The organism is Lentzea sp. NPDC055074 (genome assembly GCF_053608005.1).
The window spans coordinates 434,461-448,120 of the sequence record NZ_JBSGUQ010000001.1 but is presented as its reverse complement, the minus strand read 5'-3'; the positions used below and the strand labels follow the sequence as shown (position 1 = coordinate 448,120).

At 70.3% G+C, this 13,660-nt stretch carries 14 protein-coding genes; 12 read left to right on the top strand and 2 right to left on the bottom strand.

The window, feature by feature from the left end; all coding sequences use genetic code 11:
- Positions 1–8: 8 nt before the first annotated feature.
- Positions 9–1,169: an acyl-CoA dehydrogenase family protein gene (locus ACWF7A_RS02185; protein ID WP_452248552.1), complete on the bottom strand. Its 1,161-nt coding sequence runs from the start codon at positions 1,167–1,169 to the stop codon at positions 9–11.
- 45 nt (positions 1,170–1,214) lie between these two features.
- Between ACWF7A_RS02185 and ACWF7A_RS02180 the strand changes: the two genes are divergently transcribed.
- The 6 genes from ACWF7A_RS02180 (at position 1,215) to ACWF7A_RS02155 (ending at position 7,381) form a co-directional block, all read left to right on the top strand.
- Positions 1,215–1,406: a ferredoxin gene (locus ACWF7A_RS02180; protein WP_452248551.1), complete on the top strand. Its 192-nt coding sequence runs from the start codon at positions 1,215–1,217 to the stop codon at positions 1,404–1,406.
- 78 nt (positions 1,407–1,484) lie between these two features.
- Positions 1,485–2,570, top strand: a complete 1,086-nt coding sequence (locus ACWF7A_RS02175; protein WP_452248550.1) for a Zn-dependent alcohol dehydrogenase — start codon at positions 1,485–1,487, stop codon at positions 2,568–2,570.
- A gap of 26 nt (positions 2,571–2,596) precedes the next feature.
- Positions 2,597–3,445: an SDR family NAD(P)-dependent oxidoreductase gene (locus tag ACWF7A_RS02170; protein WP_452248549.1), complete on the top strand. Its 849-nt coding sequence runs from the start codon at positions 2,597–2,599 to the stop codon at positions 3,443–3,445.
- 8 nt (positions 3,446–3,453) lie between these two features.
- Positions 3,454–4,959, top strand: coding sequence for an aldehyde dehydrogenase family protein (locus tag ACWF7A_RS02165; protein WP_452248548.1), 1,506 nt, complete (start codon positions 3,454–3,456; stop codon positions 4,957–4,959).
- A complete protein-coding gene (locus tag ACWF7A_RS02160) occupies positions 4,960–5,709 on the top strand; it encodes a glucose 1-dehydrogenase (protein WP_452248547.1) in 750 nt (249 codons plus the stop codon).
- 184 nt (positions 5,710–5,893) lie between these two features.
- Positions 5,894–7,381 carry an alpha/beta hydrolase gene (locus tag ACWF7A_RS02155; protein ID WP_452248546.1) on the top strand — a complete coding sequence of 496 codons (1,488 nt, stop codon included), beginning with the start codon at positions 5,894–5,896 and terminating at the stop codon, positions 7,379–7,381.
- Positions 7,382–7,383: 2 nt separating this feature from the next.
- On the opposite strand, the gene ACWF7A_RS02150 is transcribed toward ACWF7A_RS02155, so the two are convergent.
- Positions 7,384–8,136 (bottom strand): hypothetical protein, encoded by a 753-nt coding sequence (locus tag ACWF7A_RS02150; RefSeq protein WP_452248545.1) that lies wholly within the window; start codon positions 8,134–8,136, stop codon positions 7,384–7,386.
- A gap of 151 nt (positions 8,137–8,287) precedes the next feature.
- Here ACWF7A_RS02150 and ACWF7A_RS02145 point away from each other — a divergent pair, with 151 nt between their 5' ends.
- The 6 genes from ACWF7A_RS02145 to ACWF7A_RS02120 all read left to right on the top strand — a co-directional run bounded on the left by ACWF7A_RS02145 (position 8,288) and on the right by ACWF7A_RS02120 (position 13,657).
- Positions 8,288–9,376, top strand: coding sequence for an acyl-CoA dehydrogenase family protein (locus tag ACWF7A_RS02145; RefSeq protein ID WP_452248544.1), 1,089 nt, complete (start codon positions 8,288–8,290; stop codon positions 9,374–9,376).
- Entirely contained in the window at positions 9,373–10,302 is a 930-nt protein-coding gene (locus tag ACWF7A_RS02140; protein WP_452248543.1) for an LLM class F420-dependent oxidoreductase, read from the top strand. Before ACWF7A_RS02145 ends, ACWF7A_RS02140 begins: the two co-directional genes overlap by 4 nt.
- Positions 10,299–10,742: a winged helix-turn-helix transcriptional regulator gene (locus tag ACWF7A_RS02135; protein WP_452248542.1), complete on the top strand. Its 444-nt coding sequence runs from the start codon at positions 10,299–10,301 to the stop codon at positions 10,740–10,742. Before ACWF7A_RS02140 ends, ACWF7A_RS02135 begins: the two co-directional genes overlap by 4 nt.
- A gap of 69 nt (positions 10,743–10,811) precedes the next feature.
- Complete coding sequence (locus ACWF7A_RS02130; RefSeq protein WP_452248541.1) at positions 10,812–11,870, top strand: MalY/PatB family protein; 1,059 nt, start codon at positions 10,812–10,814, stop codon at positions 11,868–11,870.
- Positions 11,871–11,936: 66 nt separating this feature from the next.
- Positions 11,937–12,887, top strand: coding sequence for an ATP-binding cassette domain-containing protein (locus ACWF7A_RS02125; RefSeq protein ID WP_452248540.1), 951 nt, complete (start codon positions 11,937–11,939; stop codon positions 12,885–12,887).
- Positions 12,884–13,657, top strand: coding sequence for an ABC transporter permease (locus ACWF7A_RS02120; RefSeq protein WP_452248539.1), 774 nt, complete (start codon positions 12,884–12,886; stop codon positions 13,655–13,657). Before ACWF7A_RS02125 ends, ACWF7A_RS02120 begins: the two co-directional genes overlap by 4 nt.
- Positions 13,658–13,660 lie beyond the last annotated feature (3 nt).

Below are 13,660 nucleotides of genomic sequence, written 5' to 3'. Positions count from 1 at the left end.
GGCATCTCCTACCGAGGTACGGCGGGCAACCCGAGGCCCACGCGCGCGATGATGTCCCGCTGGATCTCGTTGGTGCCGCCGCCGAACGTCAGGATCAACGACGACCGGTGCATCCGTTCCACCCGGCCCTGCAGCAACGCTCCGGGGGAGCCCGCGCGCACGATCCCGTTGGCGCCCAGCACCTCCATCAGCAGCCGGTAGCCCTCGGTCGCGAACTCGGTGCCGAACACCTTGGTCGCGGAGGCCTCGGCCGGGGAGGGGGCCTCGTCGGCACCGGAGGCGATGCGCCAGTTCACGAGCTTGAGGAACTCGGTCTTCGCGTGCACGCGGGCGAGGTGCAGGCGCACCCACTCGTGTTCCGCGGCACCGGTTTCGTCCGCCCATCGACGAACTTCGCGCAACGCGGTCTGCAGCGGCGCGGCCGAGCACAGGGCGACGCGTTCGTGGTTGAGCTGGTTGGTGATGAGCTTCCAGCCCTTGTGCTCCTCGCCGATGAGGTTCGCGGCGGGCACCCGCACGTTGTCGTAGAAGGTGGCGCTGGTCGTGGGACCGGACATGGTCGGCACGGGCGTCCAGGAGAAGCCGGGGTCGGTGGTCGGCACCATGAGGATGCTCAGCCCCCTGTGCCGCTGCGACTCCTGGTCGGTGCGGCACGCGAGCCACACGTAGTCGGCGTACTGGACGAGGCTGGTCCACATCTTCTGGCCGTTGATCACGTACTCGTCGCCGTCGCGGACCGCGCGCGTGCGCAGGGCGGCGAGGTCGGTGCCCGCCTCCGGTTCGGAGTAGCCGATGGCGAAGTGCAGCTCACCGGACGCGATCCTCGGCAGGTAGAAGGCCTTCTGCTCGGGCGTTCCCAGCGACATGATCGTCGGCCCGATGGAGTTCAGCGTCAGGAACGGCACCGGCGCGCCCGCGGCGGACGCCTCGTCCAGGAAGATCAGCTGCTCGATCATCGGACGGTTCCGGCCGCCGTACTCCTCGGGCCAGCCGATGGTCAGCCAGCCGTCGCGGCCCATCTGGCGGACGGTGTCCTTGTAGACGTCGGCGTCCCCGTAGTCACTTCCCCCGGCGAGCCCGGCCCGCCGTTCGGGCGTCATGAGCGCGGCGAAGTACGCCCGCAACTCCTGGCGCAGCCGCTCCTGTTCGGGCGTGAAACCGATGCGCATGACCGCTACTCTAGAACAAGTTCTACTTGATGTCAGGAGGCCGCGATGAAGGTCGGAGTCGACCCTTCGCTGTGCGAGGCGCACGGGGAGTGCATGTCAATCCTGCCCGAGGTGTTTGACCTTGACGACGATGAGGTTCTGCAGATCCGGGACGGTGAGCTGGCCTCCGGTGAGGAAGCGCCGGCGGAACGCGCCGTGGCGGCGTGCCCGAAGGGCGCACTGCGGCTCTCACGCTGATGGGCCTTGTCATGAACAAGAACAGATTCTAGTGTGCGACGGGTACTTCGACCGTGAGCTCAGCGAGGAGTGATACCGGTGAAGGCTGCCGTGCTCAACCAGGTAGGCGACGACAAGCTCGAGCTCCGGGACGACGTGACCACCACTCCGGTGGGTCCGCAGGAGATCCGCATCAGGATCAAGGCGTGCGGGGTGTGCCACAGCGATCTGTCCGCAATGGACGGAACGCTGCCCGCCCTGGCGCCGGGCGTCGTCGGTCACGAGGGCGCCGGTGAGGTCGCCGAGATCGGGAGCGCCGTGACGTCGCTCGCGGTCGGCGACCACGTGGCGATCACCTTCGTGCCGCCGTGCGGGAAGTGCGCCCAATGCGTGACGGGCCAGTCACATCTGTGCCTCGTGCACACCATCTCCGCGTTCACGTCGCCGAGGTTCCTCGTCGACGGCAACCCGGCCTTCGGGTACGCCGGGCTCGGCGCGTTCGCCGAGGAGATGGTGGTGCCGGCCGACGCCGCGGTGAAGATCGACGACGACGTGCCGTGGGACGTCGCCGCGCTGCTGTCGTGCGGCATCCTGACCGGCGTCGGGGCGGTGCTCAACACCGCGAAGGTCGAAGCGGGCTCCAGCGTCGCCGTGATCGGCTGCGGTGGCGTCGGTGTCGCGGTGATCCAGGGAGCCCGGCTCGCCGCCGCGGCGCGGATCGTCGCGGTCGACCCGGTGCTCGAGAAGCACGAGGTGGCGCAGAAGTTCGGCGCGACGCACGCCACGACACCCGACGGCATCGTGGATCTCAACAACCAGCTGAACTCCGGCATGGGCTTCGACTACGTGTTCGACGTCGTCGGACTGCCCGCCACGATCCGCCAGGCGTGGGACCTCACCCGCCGCGGTGGCCACACGGTCGTCGTCGGCGCGGGCCGGGCGGACGCGATGGTGTCGTTCAGCGCCCAGGAACTCTTCCTGCACGACAAGACGTTGCACGGCTCGTTCTACGGGACGGCGAACTTCCGCCGCGACATCCCGCGCATGATCGCGCTCTGGCGGCAGGGCCGTCTCGACCTCGAGGGCATGATCAGCAAGCGGATCAGGCTGGAGGACGTGAACGAGGGACTGCAGGCGCTCAAGGGCGGTGGATCGCTGATCCGCCAGGTCATTCTGTTCGACTGACACATCTCTTCTTGGGAGAGTCTCCTGTGGACCTTGCGGGGAAGGTCGCCGTGGTCACCGGCGCCGGTGCCGGGCTCGGCCGCGCGGAAGCGCTCGAGCTCGCACGGGCCGGTGCGTCGATCGTGCTCAACGACCTGCCGGGATCGGCCGACGCCGCCGCGGCCGAGATCGAGCAGCTGGGCGCGAAGTGCGTCGTGGTCGAGGGTGACGTGGGCGAGCGGGCCACCGCCGACGCCCTCGTCACCGCCGCGATGGAGCAGTTCGGCGGGCTGCACGTCCTCGTGAACAACGCGGGCGTGCTGCGCGACCGGATGCTGTTCAACATGACCGACGAGGAGTGGGACCTGGTCGTGCGGGTGCACCTGCGCGGCCACTTCCTGTTGTCGCGCAACGCCGTCGCGCTGTGGAAGCAGCAGTCGAAGGCCGCGGGCGAACCGGTCTACGCGCGGATCGTGAACACCTCTTCGGAGGCGTTCCTGCTCGGTTCGGAAGGCCAGGCCAACTACGCGGCGGCCAAGGCGGGCATCGCCGCGCTCACCGTGGCGACCGCGAGGGGCACGAGCCGGTACGGCGTGCGTGCCAACGCGATCTGCCCGCGCGCCCGCACCCAGATGACGGCGCACGTGTTCGGCGACGCTCCCGAGGGCGACGACTCGCTGGCGCCCGAGCACGTCGCGAAGTTCGTGGCGCACCTGGCCGGGCCGTCCGGGGAGAAGATCAACGGACAGGTCTTCGTCGTCCACGGCGGCATGGTCGCGTTGATGGCACCACCGACGGTCGAGCGGAAGTTCGCCGCGTTCACCGATCTCGACGGCCACTTCGCCGACCGGGATCCACAAAGGACCTTCGCCTGTACGGAAACGATTTCTCTGTAGGAGGAGCTGTGACGCTCACCGTCCAACCGCACCGCGAGACGCTGGGCCTCAAGGACGGCCGGCTCCTCATCGGGGGCGAGTTCCGCGAGGCGGACGAGACCTGGACCCACCACCACCCCGCGACCGGCGAGGAGATCGGCAGCTTCGCCGTCGCGTCGGCCAAGGACGTGGACGCGGCGGTCCTGGCCGCCCGCAAGGCCTTCGACGAGGGCACCTGGCCCCGCAGCCGGGCGGGCGAGCGCATCAAGGTCCTGCGCAGGTACGGCGACCTGCTGCGCGAGCACTCCGACGAGCTGCGCGGCCTGCAGGCGCTGGACAACGGCGTGCCGCTGTCGTTCGGCCAGATCTACGCCACCTCGGTCGGCATCGCGGCGGACATCTTCGACCACCACGCGGGCTGGATCGACAAGGTCGGCGGCCAGACCCTGCCGCCGTACCAGGGCGGTGACCACCTCGCGATGACGTTCCGCGAACCCGTCGGCGTCGTCGCGGCGATCCTGCCGTGGAACGCGCCGTTCGTGCTGTTCGCCCAGAAACTCGCGCCCGCACTGGCCGCGGGCTGCACGGTCGTGGTGAAGCCGTCGGAGTACGCGTCGTTCTGCGTGATCCGCATGGTCGAGCTGCTGATCGAGGCGGGTCTGCCCGAGGGCGTCGTCAACCTCGTCACCGGCCCCGGGAACCCGACCGGCGAGGCGCTGATCACGCACCCCGGCATCGACAAGATCAGCTTCACCGGCAGCCGCACCGTCGGCCGCCGGATCGTGGAGGCCTCGGCCGGGACGATGAAGCGCGTCTCCCTGGAGCTGGGCGGGAAGTCGCCCGCGATCGTGTTCGCGGACGCCCCGAACGTCGGCCTCGCCGCGATGACCTGCATGGGCATGGTCACGATGGGGCTGTCCGGGCAGGCGTGCGTCGCGCACACCAGGGCGTTGGTGCAGCGGGAGGCGCAGGAGGAGTTCCTCTCGATGGCGCAGATGCTCGCGACCGCGGTGACGTTCGGCGACCCGTTCGACCCGGCCGTGCTCGCCAGCCCGCTGATCAACGCGAAGCAGCTCGACCGCGTGCTCGGCTACATCGAACGAGGCCAGCAGGACGGCGCGCGTCTCGTCACCGGCGGCACGCGGCTCGACGGCGACTACTCGTCCGGGAACTTCGTCGCGCCGACGATCTTCGCGGACGCCACCAACGACATGGAGATCGCCCGTGACGAGATCTTCGGCCCCGTGCTGACGGTCGTGCCGTTCGACACCGAGGAAGAGGCCGTCCGCATCGCGAACGACACCGAGTACGGACTGGGAGCGGGCGTCTACACCAACGACGTGCGCCGCGCGTTCCGCGTCTCGAAGGCGTTGCGCGTCGGGATGGTCGGCATCAACGGCTTCCAGCTCGAACCGCACATCCCGTTCGGCGGCTACAAGCAGTCGGGCCTCGGCCGCGAGGGCGGGCAGAGCGCCTACGAGGCCTACACCGAGCTCAAGACCGTGATGATGCCGCTGACCGACGAGATGATGTAGATGCGGCTGGACGGAAAGGTCGCCCTGATCACCGGCGCCGCCCGGGGTCAGGGCGCGGCCGCGGCACGCCGGTTCGTCGCCGAGGGCGCGCGGGTGATGATCACCGACGTCCTCGACGACCAGGGCAAGGACCTCGCGGCCGAGATCGGTGCGGAGTACTGCCACCTCGACGTGTCGTCGGAGGACGAGTGGGCCGAGGCCGTCGCGTTCACCGTGCAGACGTTCGGTGACATAACGGTTCTCGTGAACAACGCGGGCATCCTGCACTTCTCCGCGCTGGCCGACACGAAGCTCGCCGACTACCAGCGGGTGATCGGCATCAACCAGGTCGGCACGTTCCTCGGCATGCGGTCGGTGGTCGAGACGATGACGCGGGCGGGCGTCGGGTCGATCGTGAACGTGTCGTCCGTCGAGGGCCTGGGCGGCATGCCGTACCTGACGGCGTACACGGCGTCGAAGTTCGCGATCCGCGGCATGACCAAGGTCGCCGCGATGGAGCTGGGCCAGCACGGGATCCGCGTCAACTCCGTGCACCCCGGCGCCATCGACACGCCCATGGTCAGCACGGCGCTGGGGCGGCCGATCGACGTGTCGCCGATCGGCAGGAAGCTGGCGTTGCGGCGGATCGGTCAGCCGGAGGACGTCGCGAACGTCGTGCTGTTCCTCGCCAGTGACGACAGCGCGTACTGCACGGGCGGGGAGTTCGTGGTCGACGGAGGGGCGACGGCGACCCACGCGTTGAACGGGTGACGCACATGCGCACAACAGCGGCAGTCGGTGCCATCGTGGTCTTTCCTCATCGCGTGCCCTGCATCCCGATCGACTGACCGACGCGGGGTTCCCGGACCGCCGGGAACCCCGTTCGTCTCCAAAGCAACCCGCGGCCCGGTTCTGGCGTCTTGATGATCGAGAGGTCTGAACTGGGGAGCACTATTTGAGATCACTACTGTTGACGGCCGCGCTGCTCGTCGGGCTGGCGCCGGCCGCGCTGGCCGCCGAAGAGGCGCAGACGCCCGCACTGGCCTGGCAGGACTGCCAGGACGGGTTCCAGTGCTCGACGGCGAAGGTGCCGCTGGACTACGACCAGCCCTACGGCACGAAGATCGACCTGGCGCTGATCAGGTTGCCCGCGACCGACCCGGCGAAGCGGATCGGCTCGCTGTTCGTGAACTTCGGCGGTCCCGGTGCGTCCGGTGTGGACAGACTGCGGGCGCGTGGCAAGTGGGAGTGGCTGTTCTCGTCCGAGCTGCGGTCGCGGTTCGACGTGGTGTCGTGGGACCAGCGCGGCATCGGCCGTTCGGCGACGGTGCGCTGTTTCGACAGCGTCGAGGAGCAGCAGACGTTCCTCAACTCCATCCCGGTCTACCCGGACACCGCGGCGCAGGAGCCCGCCTTCTACGACAGCTACCGCGAGTTCGTCCAGAGGTGCGAGGCGAAGTCCGGCGACCTGCTGGACCACGTCTCGTCCGCCAACACGGCCCGCGATCTGGACCTGCTGCGCAAGGCCGTGGGCGACAAGAAGCTGACGTACCACGGCATCTCGTACGGCACGCACCTCGGCGCGATCTACGCGAACATGTTCCCGGACAAGGTCCGCGCGCTCGCGTTCGACGGCTCGCTCGACTTCATCGGCAACGCCACCGGGCACGGTGACCAGGGCGCGACCGTGCCGCTGGACACCCGCCAGGACGTGCCGCGTGGTGTCGCCGAGACGTTCGACCAGTTCCTGAAGCTGTGCGCGGCACCGGGCGCCCGGTGCGCGTTCGCCGGGGGAGACCTGAAGCAGAAGTGGGCGGACCTCGTCGCCAAGGTGACGGCGTCGCCCGTCACCACGCCGGACGGCCGGTTCGACCGCGTCTCGCTGATCACCACCGTGTGGGACTCGCTGGCGCAGCCGGACACCTGGCAGGGCCTGGCCGGCGTGCTGCAGGGCGTCTGGGAGGCACCGGCGTCGCTGACGACGACGGCGGCGGCCGACTACACCTCGAACCGGTTCGAGGCGTTCAACGCCGTGCAGTGCTCGGACAGCGACTTCCCGCGCGACGCCGCCACGTACACGAAGTACGGCAGGAGCGAAGACCAGCGCGTGCCCTACTGGGGCCGTGCCGTGGTGTTCGACATGATGGCCTGCGCGTTCTGGCAGGGCCGTGACGACGACCGCTACACCGGTCCGTGGAACCGCTGGACGTCGGCGCCGATCCTGTTCATCAACAGCAGGTTCGACCCGTCGACGCCGTTGCACGGTGCTCGCGACGGTGCCGCCGAGATGGCCCGCACGGGGTTCCTGACCGTCGAGGGGTACGGGCACACCTCCATGTACGTGCGCAGCACGTGCGCGGAGAAGGTGAAGCGGGACTACCTCTTCACCGGTGTGCTGCCGGCTCAGAAGACCTGCGGCATCGACAGCTCGCCGTTCGCCTGACGTCAGGCGAACGTCCAGCGGGACGAGCGCCCGTCCTCGTCCCGCTGGATCCACGTGCCGTCGCCGGGCAGCTCGACGTTCTCCGCTTCTCCGGGAACGTCGAGCTGCCCGAGCACGGCGCCGGACTCCAGGTCCACCACGTGGAAGACGTGGTGCATCTCCTCGTCGTCGCCCTCCCACTCGACGATGACGACGGCCCTGGTGGCGTCGAGGTACCCGCCGCCCCAGCCGACCACGACGAGGGTCTCCTCACCCACCTCTGGCTGCGGCAGGTCGGAGAGCCCGACCGTGCGGGTGCGCTCGCCGGACGGGAACGCGTGGAACGCCACGTCCTCCTGGTCGTGGTCGACCGTCATGAACCCGGTGCCGCCGGGCGCGAAGCCCAGCGCGATGCGGTTGTCCCACGGGTAGGCGCGGACCACGAGCTCCGTTCCGTCGAGATGCCCGAGGAACTGGTAGCTCCCGTCCTGCCCCTCGCCGACGTCGAGCAGCACGTGCACGCCGTCCGGATGCCGGTGGTGGATCGCGCCCTGGCCCTCCGTCGGCAGGGTGGCCTCGGCGACGACCCGCCCGTCGGCCGCGGCGAGCACGAGCCAGCCGTCCCCCTCTCCTTGCCCGAGCATCGAGTCCGGGCGGAAGACCCACACGTGTTCCCCGTCCACGTAGGCGTCACCGCGGGCGATCGACCTCGCGGTGGGAGGGGCGAACGTGTGCTGCCACCGGTCGTACGTCACTTCGGTCTGGGTGACCTCCACGGACGGTCCGTGCTCACGTTCAGGCAGGTCAACGGGTCGCGCTCGCAGAGTTCCCACACGCGGATGCTAAAGGCGCCCCTTGCTCCGCCCGCTCGCGCCTGGCTATGGTAAGAAAACTGAACCGGTAAGAATTCTGAACCAGGAGGCGCCCGTGTCCGCTGTCGCCGCTCTCGCCCGTGAGCTCGCATCCGAGACCGAGGCGTCCCGGGCACTGGCTCCCGCACTGGTCGAGGCGATCCGCGCGGAAGGCCTGTTCCGGCTCGGAGTCCCCGAGGCGCTCGGGGGACCGGAGCGTCCGCCGGCCGAGACGCTGGCCCTCGCCGAGGCCGTCGCCCGTGGTGACGCGTCCGCCGGTTGGTGCGTGTCGATCGCGGCGACCTCCAGCCTGCTCGCCGCCTACCTGCCCGCCGAAGGCGCCGAGGAGGTGTTCGGGGATCCGCGGACGGTCGCCTCCGGGGTGTGGGCGCCGAAAGGCCGCGGTGTCACGGCCGACGGTGGCGTGGTGCTCTCCGGGCAGTGGTCGTTCTGCTCCGGGATCGGGCACGCCGACTGGTTGTTCGCCGGGTTCGTGCACTCCGGCGCGCTGAAGGTGGCCGCGCTGCCCAAGTCGTCGCTGGAGGTGCTCGACACCTGGCACACGACGGGCCTGCGCGGCACCGGGAGCCACGACTGCGTGGCACGAGAGGTGTTCGTGCCCGCGTCGCGGATACTGTCCGTTGTGGACGGTCCGCTGCGGGACGGTGCGCTGTACCGCTTCCCGGTGTTCGGGTTCTTCGCGCTGTCGGTCGCTGCGGCCGCCCTGGGCAACGCCTTCGGTGCGGTGGACGACTTCGTGGCCCTCGCCGGGCGCAAGCCGCTCGGGTCGAGCCGCACGCTGGCCGAACGCGGGTCCACCCAGGCCGCGGTGGCCTCGGCGTCGGCATCGCTGCGGGCCGCGCGGGCTTTCTTCTACGAAGCGGTCGCGGAGGCGTGGGAGGCGGCGCAGGGGAGTGACCCGGTGCCGGTCGAGGCACGGGCCGGAGCGCGGCTCGCGGCCACGCACGCGACCCGGACGGCTCGTGAAGCCGTCTCCGCGCTCTACGACCTCGCCGGTGGCGGCGCGATCTACGACGGGGCGGCGATCCAGCGGCGTTTCCGGGACGCCCACACGGCTTCCGCGCACTTCCAGGTCAACGCCGCCTCGTTCGAACTGCCCGGTAAGGTGCTGCTCGGCGTTGCCGCCCAGACGGAGCAGCTGTGACGTCGGTCGGCGTGGTGACGCCGTTCTGGCTCGACCGGCCGCCTTCGGAGGCGGTGGACGTCGCCGTCGCGGCCGACGAGACCGGGTTCGAGACGTTGTGGATCGGGGAGATGGCGACGTTCGACGCTTTCGCCCTGGCCGCGGCGGTGGGCCTGCGGACGTCTCGCATCTCCTTGAAGATCGGGCCGCTCGCCGCCGGCGTGAGGAGCCCGGTCGCGCTGGCGCTCGGACTGTCCACTGTGGTCGCGATGACCGGGCGGCAGGCCGGGCTGGCGCTGGGCGCTTCGAGTCCGCGGATCGTGAGCGGGTGGCACGGCCGGGAGTGGGAACCGGTCCGGCGCATGCGGGAGACGGTCGCGGCCACGAGGGCGCTCCTGAACGGGGACCGGGTGGCGGGCTTCCGGTTGCAGCAACCCGTTCCGGGGACGCCGATCTCGGTGGCGGCCTTCGGGCCCGCGATGACGCGGGTGGCGGCGGAGGCGGGGGACGAGGTGGTGCTCAACCTGGTCAGCGCCGATCACGTGGCCGACGTCCGTCAGCGCGTCGGCGACACTCCGCCCCTGGCCGTCTGGATCCCGGCGGCCCTCGACCCCGGCGCCGACACCCTGCGGCAACTCCGTTCCCAGCTCAGCGTCTACCTCTCCCCACCGGGCTACGGCGAGATGTTCACCGCGCTGGGCCATGGCGACCTCGTCGACCAGGCGAGAGCGGGCAGGCCCCGCGCCGAGCTGGCCCGGGCCATCCCGCTCGACCTGATCGAGGCCGTCGGCGCCATCGGGTCGGCCGGCGCCATTGCCCGCCGCGTCGAGGAGTACTTCGCGGCGGGAGCCGGGCACGTCGGCCTGGTCCCCGCGACGGCCGAGGACCCGGCGGGCCGCAGAATGCTCACCACGCTCTCCCCGCTGCTGACGAAGGACCGCCGATGATCGACTCCGACGCCCACGACCGCCGGTTCCGCGGCGAGTCCGTCGGGCGCGCGCTCGACCTCGTGGGGGAGAAGTGGACCCTGCTGATCCTGCGCGAGGCGTTCTTCGGCGTGAAGCGGTACGGGCAGTTCGTGCGCAACCTCAACGTTCCCAGACCGACGTTGTCCGCGCGGCTCAAGACGCTGGTCGAGGCCGGGCTGCTGCAGCGCGTGCCGTACGCGGAGGACCGCGACGAGTACCGGCTCACCGAGGTGGGGCTGGAGTTGTTCCCCGCCATCGTGATCCTCATGAAGTGGGGCGACGCGCACGTCCCCGACCCGGACGGGCCGCCGGTCAGGCTCGACCACAACACCTGCGGCAACCCCGCCGACGCGTTCCTCGCGTGCCGCTGCTGCGGTGAGGAGATCACCGCGCACAACGTGACGGCCCATCCCGGGTGACCTACGTTGGGGTTCATGCGCAACCCGCTGAGTCAGGCGTCGCTTCCACGGTTACGGCGACGCACGAGCGTGAAGTGGCGGGAGTTCCCCGAGGACGTGCTCCCGCTGTGGGTGGCCGAGATGGACGTCGACCCGGCTGAGCCGATCAAGCGGGCCCTCGTCGACGCCCTGGAGCTGGGCGACACCGGCTACCCGGCCGGGACCGCCTGCCAGGAGGCGCTCGCGGCGTTCGCGGAACGGCGCTGGGGCTGGAAGCTCCCGCTGGACCGGACGGCGCTGGTGTCCGACGTGATGCTCGGCGTCGTGGAGCTGATCAAGCTGGTCTCCGGGCCCGGCGACCCGGTGATCGTCAGCCCGCCGGTGTACCCGCCGTTCTACCTGTTCGTCCGCAGCACGGGCCGCGCGGTGATCGAGGCACCCCTGACGAACGGGCGCCTCGACCTCGGCGCGATCGAGCGGACGTTCCAGCACGTCAAGGCCGACCGGCCCGTCTACCTGCTGTGCAACCCGCAGAACCCGACCGGCGCCGTCCACACCGCCGAGGAGCTCACGGCGCTCGCCCGGCTGGCCCGGACGTACGGCGCGCGAGTGATCGCCGACGAGATCCACGCGCCGCTCGTCGCCAAGAGCGCGCGGTTCGTGCCGTACCTGAGCGTCGACGACCAGGGCATGTGCCTCATGTCCGCGTCGAAGGGCTGGAACCTGGCGGCCGTGCGCGCGGCGGTCGCCATCTCGAACACCGACGAGCTGTCGAGGCTGCCCGAGGAGGTCAGCCACGGCCCGAGCCACTTCGGCACGATCGCGCACGCGGCCGCGTTCCGGGAGGGCGGCGAGTGGCTCGACGCGCTGCTCGACGGCCTCGACGAGAACCGGAAGCTGCTCGCGAACCTGCTCGCCGAACACCTGCCCGAGGTCGGCTACGAACCCTCCGAAGCGACCTTTCTCGCGTGGCTCGACTGCCGGGCGATCAGCGACGACCCGGCCGCCTTCTTCCTCGACCGCGGCAGGGTCGCCCTGATGTCGGGCACCGGGTTCGGCAGCGGGGGAGAGGGCCACGTCCGGTTCAACCTCGGCACGTCGCCGGAGATCATCACGGAGGCCGTGCGCAGGATGGCTGCCAGCCGCTGACAGCGCGCTGCCAGCGGCCTGCCAGCGCGCGGGCGCACAGTTCACCCTGAACCACAGGGAGGAACGATGGCACTCGCGATCAGGGCTGAAGGCCTGGTCAAGCACTACGGGGAGACCAAGGCGCTGGACGGCGTCGACCTCGAGGTGCCGGAGGGGAAGGTCGTGGGTGTGCTCGGGCCGAACGGCGCGGGCAAGACCACGGCGGTGCGGGTGCTGGCCACGTTGCTGCGCCCGGACGCGGGGCACGCCACGGTCCACGGGCACGACGTGCTCAAGGATCCGAGGGCGGTCCGGTCGCTGATCGGCCTGACCGGCCAGTACGCGTCGGTGGACGAGGACCTCTCCGGCACGGAGAACCTCGTGCTGCTGGCCCGCCTGCTGGACTTCTCCCGTGCGGGGGCACGGGCGAAGGCGGCGGAGCTGCTGGAGCGGTTCGAGCTCACCGACGCCGCCGGACGGGCCGCCAAGACGTACTCGGGAGGCATGCGCCGCCGGCTCGACCTCGCGGCCAGCCTCGTCGGCAACCCGTCCGTGCTGTACCTGGACGAGCCGACGACCGGGCTCGACCCGCACGCCCGCAACGAGGTGTGGGCGGTGGTGCGCAAGCTCGTCGCGAACGGCGTGACGGTCCTGCTCACCACGCAGTACCTGGAGGAGGCCGACCAGCTCGCCGACTCGATCACGGTGTTCGACCACGGCCGCGTCGTGGCCGAGGGCCGGCCGGACGAGCTGAAGCGCCGCGTGGGCGGGCAGACGCTGCAGGTGCGGCCGACGTCGATGCGCGACCTCGACGTGGTCCACCGGATCCTCGGTGACCTGACCGGGGCGCGGCCGACCCGCGACGACGACACGGGGTTGCTGACGGCACCTGTGAACGACCCGGTGCTGCTGTCCACTCTGGTCCGCAAGCTCGACGAGGCCGGCATCACCGCGGACGAGCTGGCGCTGCGGCTGCCCTCGCTCGACGAGGTCTTCCTCGCGCTCACCGGCAAGCAGACCGAAGGGAGCCTGGCATGAGCACCATCGCGTTGGACAGGGGCATGCGCCACGGCTTCTCGCTGGCCTGGCGGGGAATCCTCAAGATCCGCAAGAACCCCGAGCAGCTGATGGACGTCACGCTCGCGCCGATCATCTTCCTGGTGATGTTCACGTACCTGTTCGGCGGCGCGCTCGCCGGCAGCACGGACAGCTACCTGCAGATGCTCGTGCCCGGCATCATGGTGATGAACATCCTGCAGGCCAGCATGACCGCGGGCGTGCAGATGAACACGGACGTCTCCAAAGGCGTGTTCGACCGGTTCCGCTCGATGCCCATCGCGCGCTCGGCGCCGTTGGTCGGGGCGGTGCTCGCGGACATCGTGCGGTACGTGGTGTGCATCGTCGTGCTGCTGGTGGTCGCCACGATCATGGGCTTCCGCATCCAGACCGGACCGGTCGAGCTGCTGATCGCGTCCGGGCTCACGATCGCGTTCGGGCTGTGCTTCTGCTGGGCGTCGGTGTTCGTCGGCATGCTGCTCAAGACGCCGCAGGCCGTGCAGGGCATGATGTTCGTGCTGATCATGCCGCTGACGTTCGGCAGCAACGTGTTCGTCGGCACCTCGACGATGCCGGGCTGGCTCAAGGCGTGGGCGGACATCAGCCCCGTCAGCCTGCTCTCGGACGCGCTGCGCGGACTGCTCAACGGCGGCGCGATCGCCGGGCCGCTCACCGGCTCGGTGATCTGGATGGCCGGCGCGGTCGCGGTGTTCTTCCCACTGGCGATGTGGGCGTACCGCAAGCGCGTCTGATCT

Bases quoted from the DNA above. Each gene is read 5' to 3' on its own strand.
- ACWF7A_RS02180 (WP_452248551.1), top strand. From the start codon at position 1,215: ATGAAGGTCGGAGTCGACCCTTCGCTGTGCGAGGCGCACGGGGAGTGC.
- ACWF7A_RS02160 (WP_452248547.1), top strand. From the start codon at position 4,960: ATGCGGCTGGACGGAAAGGTCGCCCTGATCACCGGCGCCGCCCGGGGT.
- ACWF7A_RS02185 (WP_452248552.1), bottom strand. From the start codon at position 1,169: ATGCGCATCGGTTTCACGCCCGAACAGGAGCGGCTGCGCCAGGAGTTG.
- ACWF7A_RS02125 (WP_452248540.1), top strand. From the start codon at position 11,937: ATGGCACTCGCGATCAGGGCTGAAGGCCTGGTCAAGCACTACGGGGAG.
- ACWF7A_RS02120 (WP_452248539.1), top strand. From the start codon at position 12,884: ATGAGCACCATCGCGTTGGACAGGGGCATGCGCCACGGCTTCTCGCTG.
- ACWF7A_RS02135 (WP_452248542.1), top strand. From the start codon at position 10,299: ATGATCGACTCCGACGCCCACGACCGCCGGTTCCGCGGCGAGTCCGTC.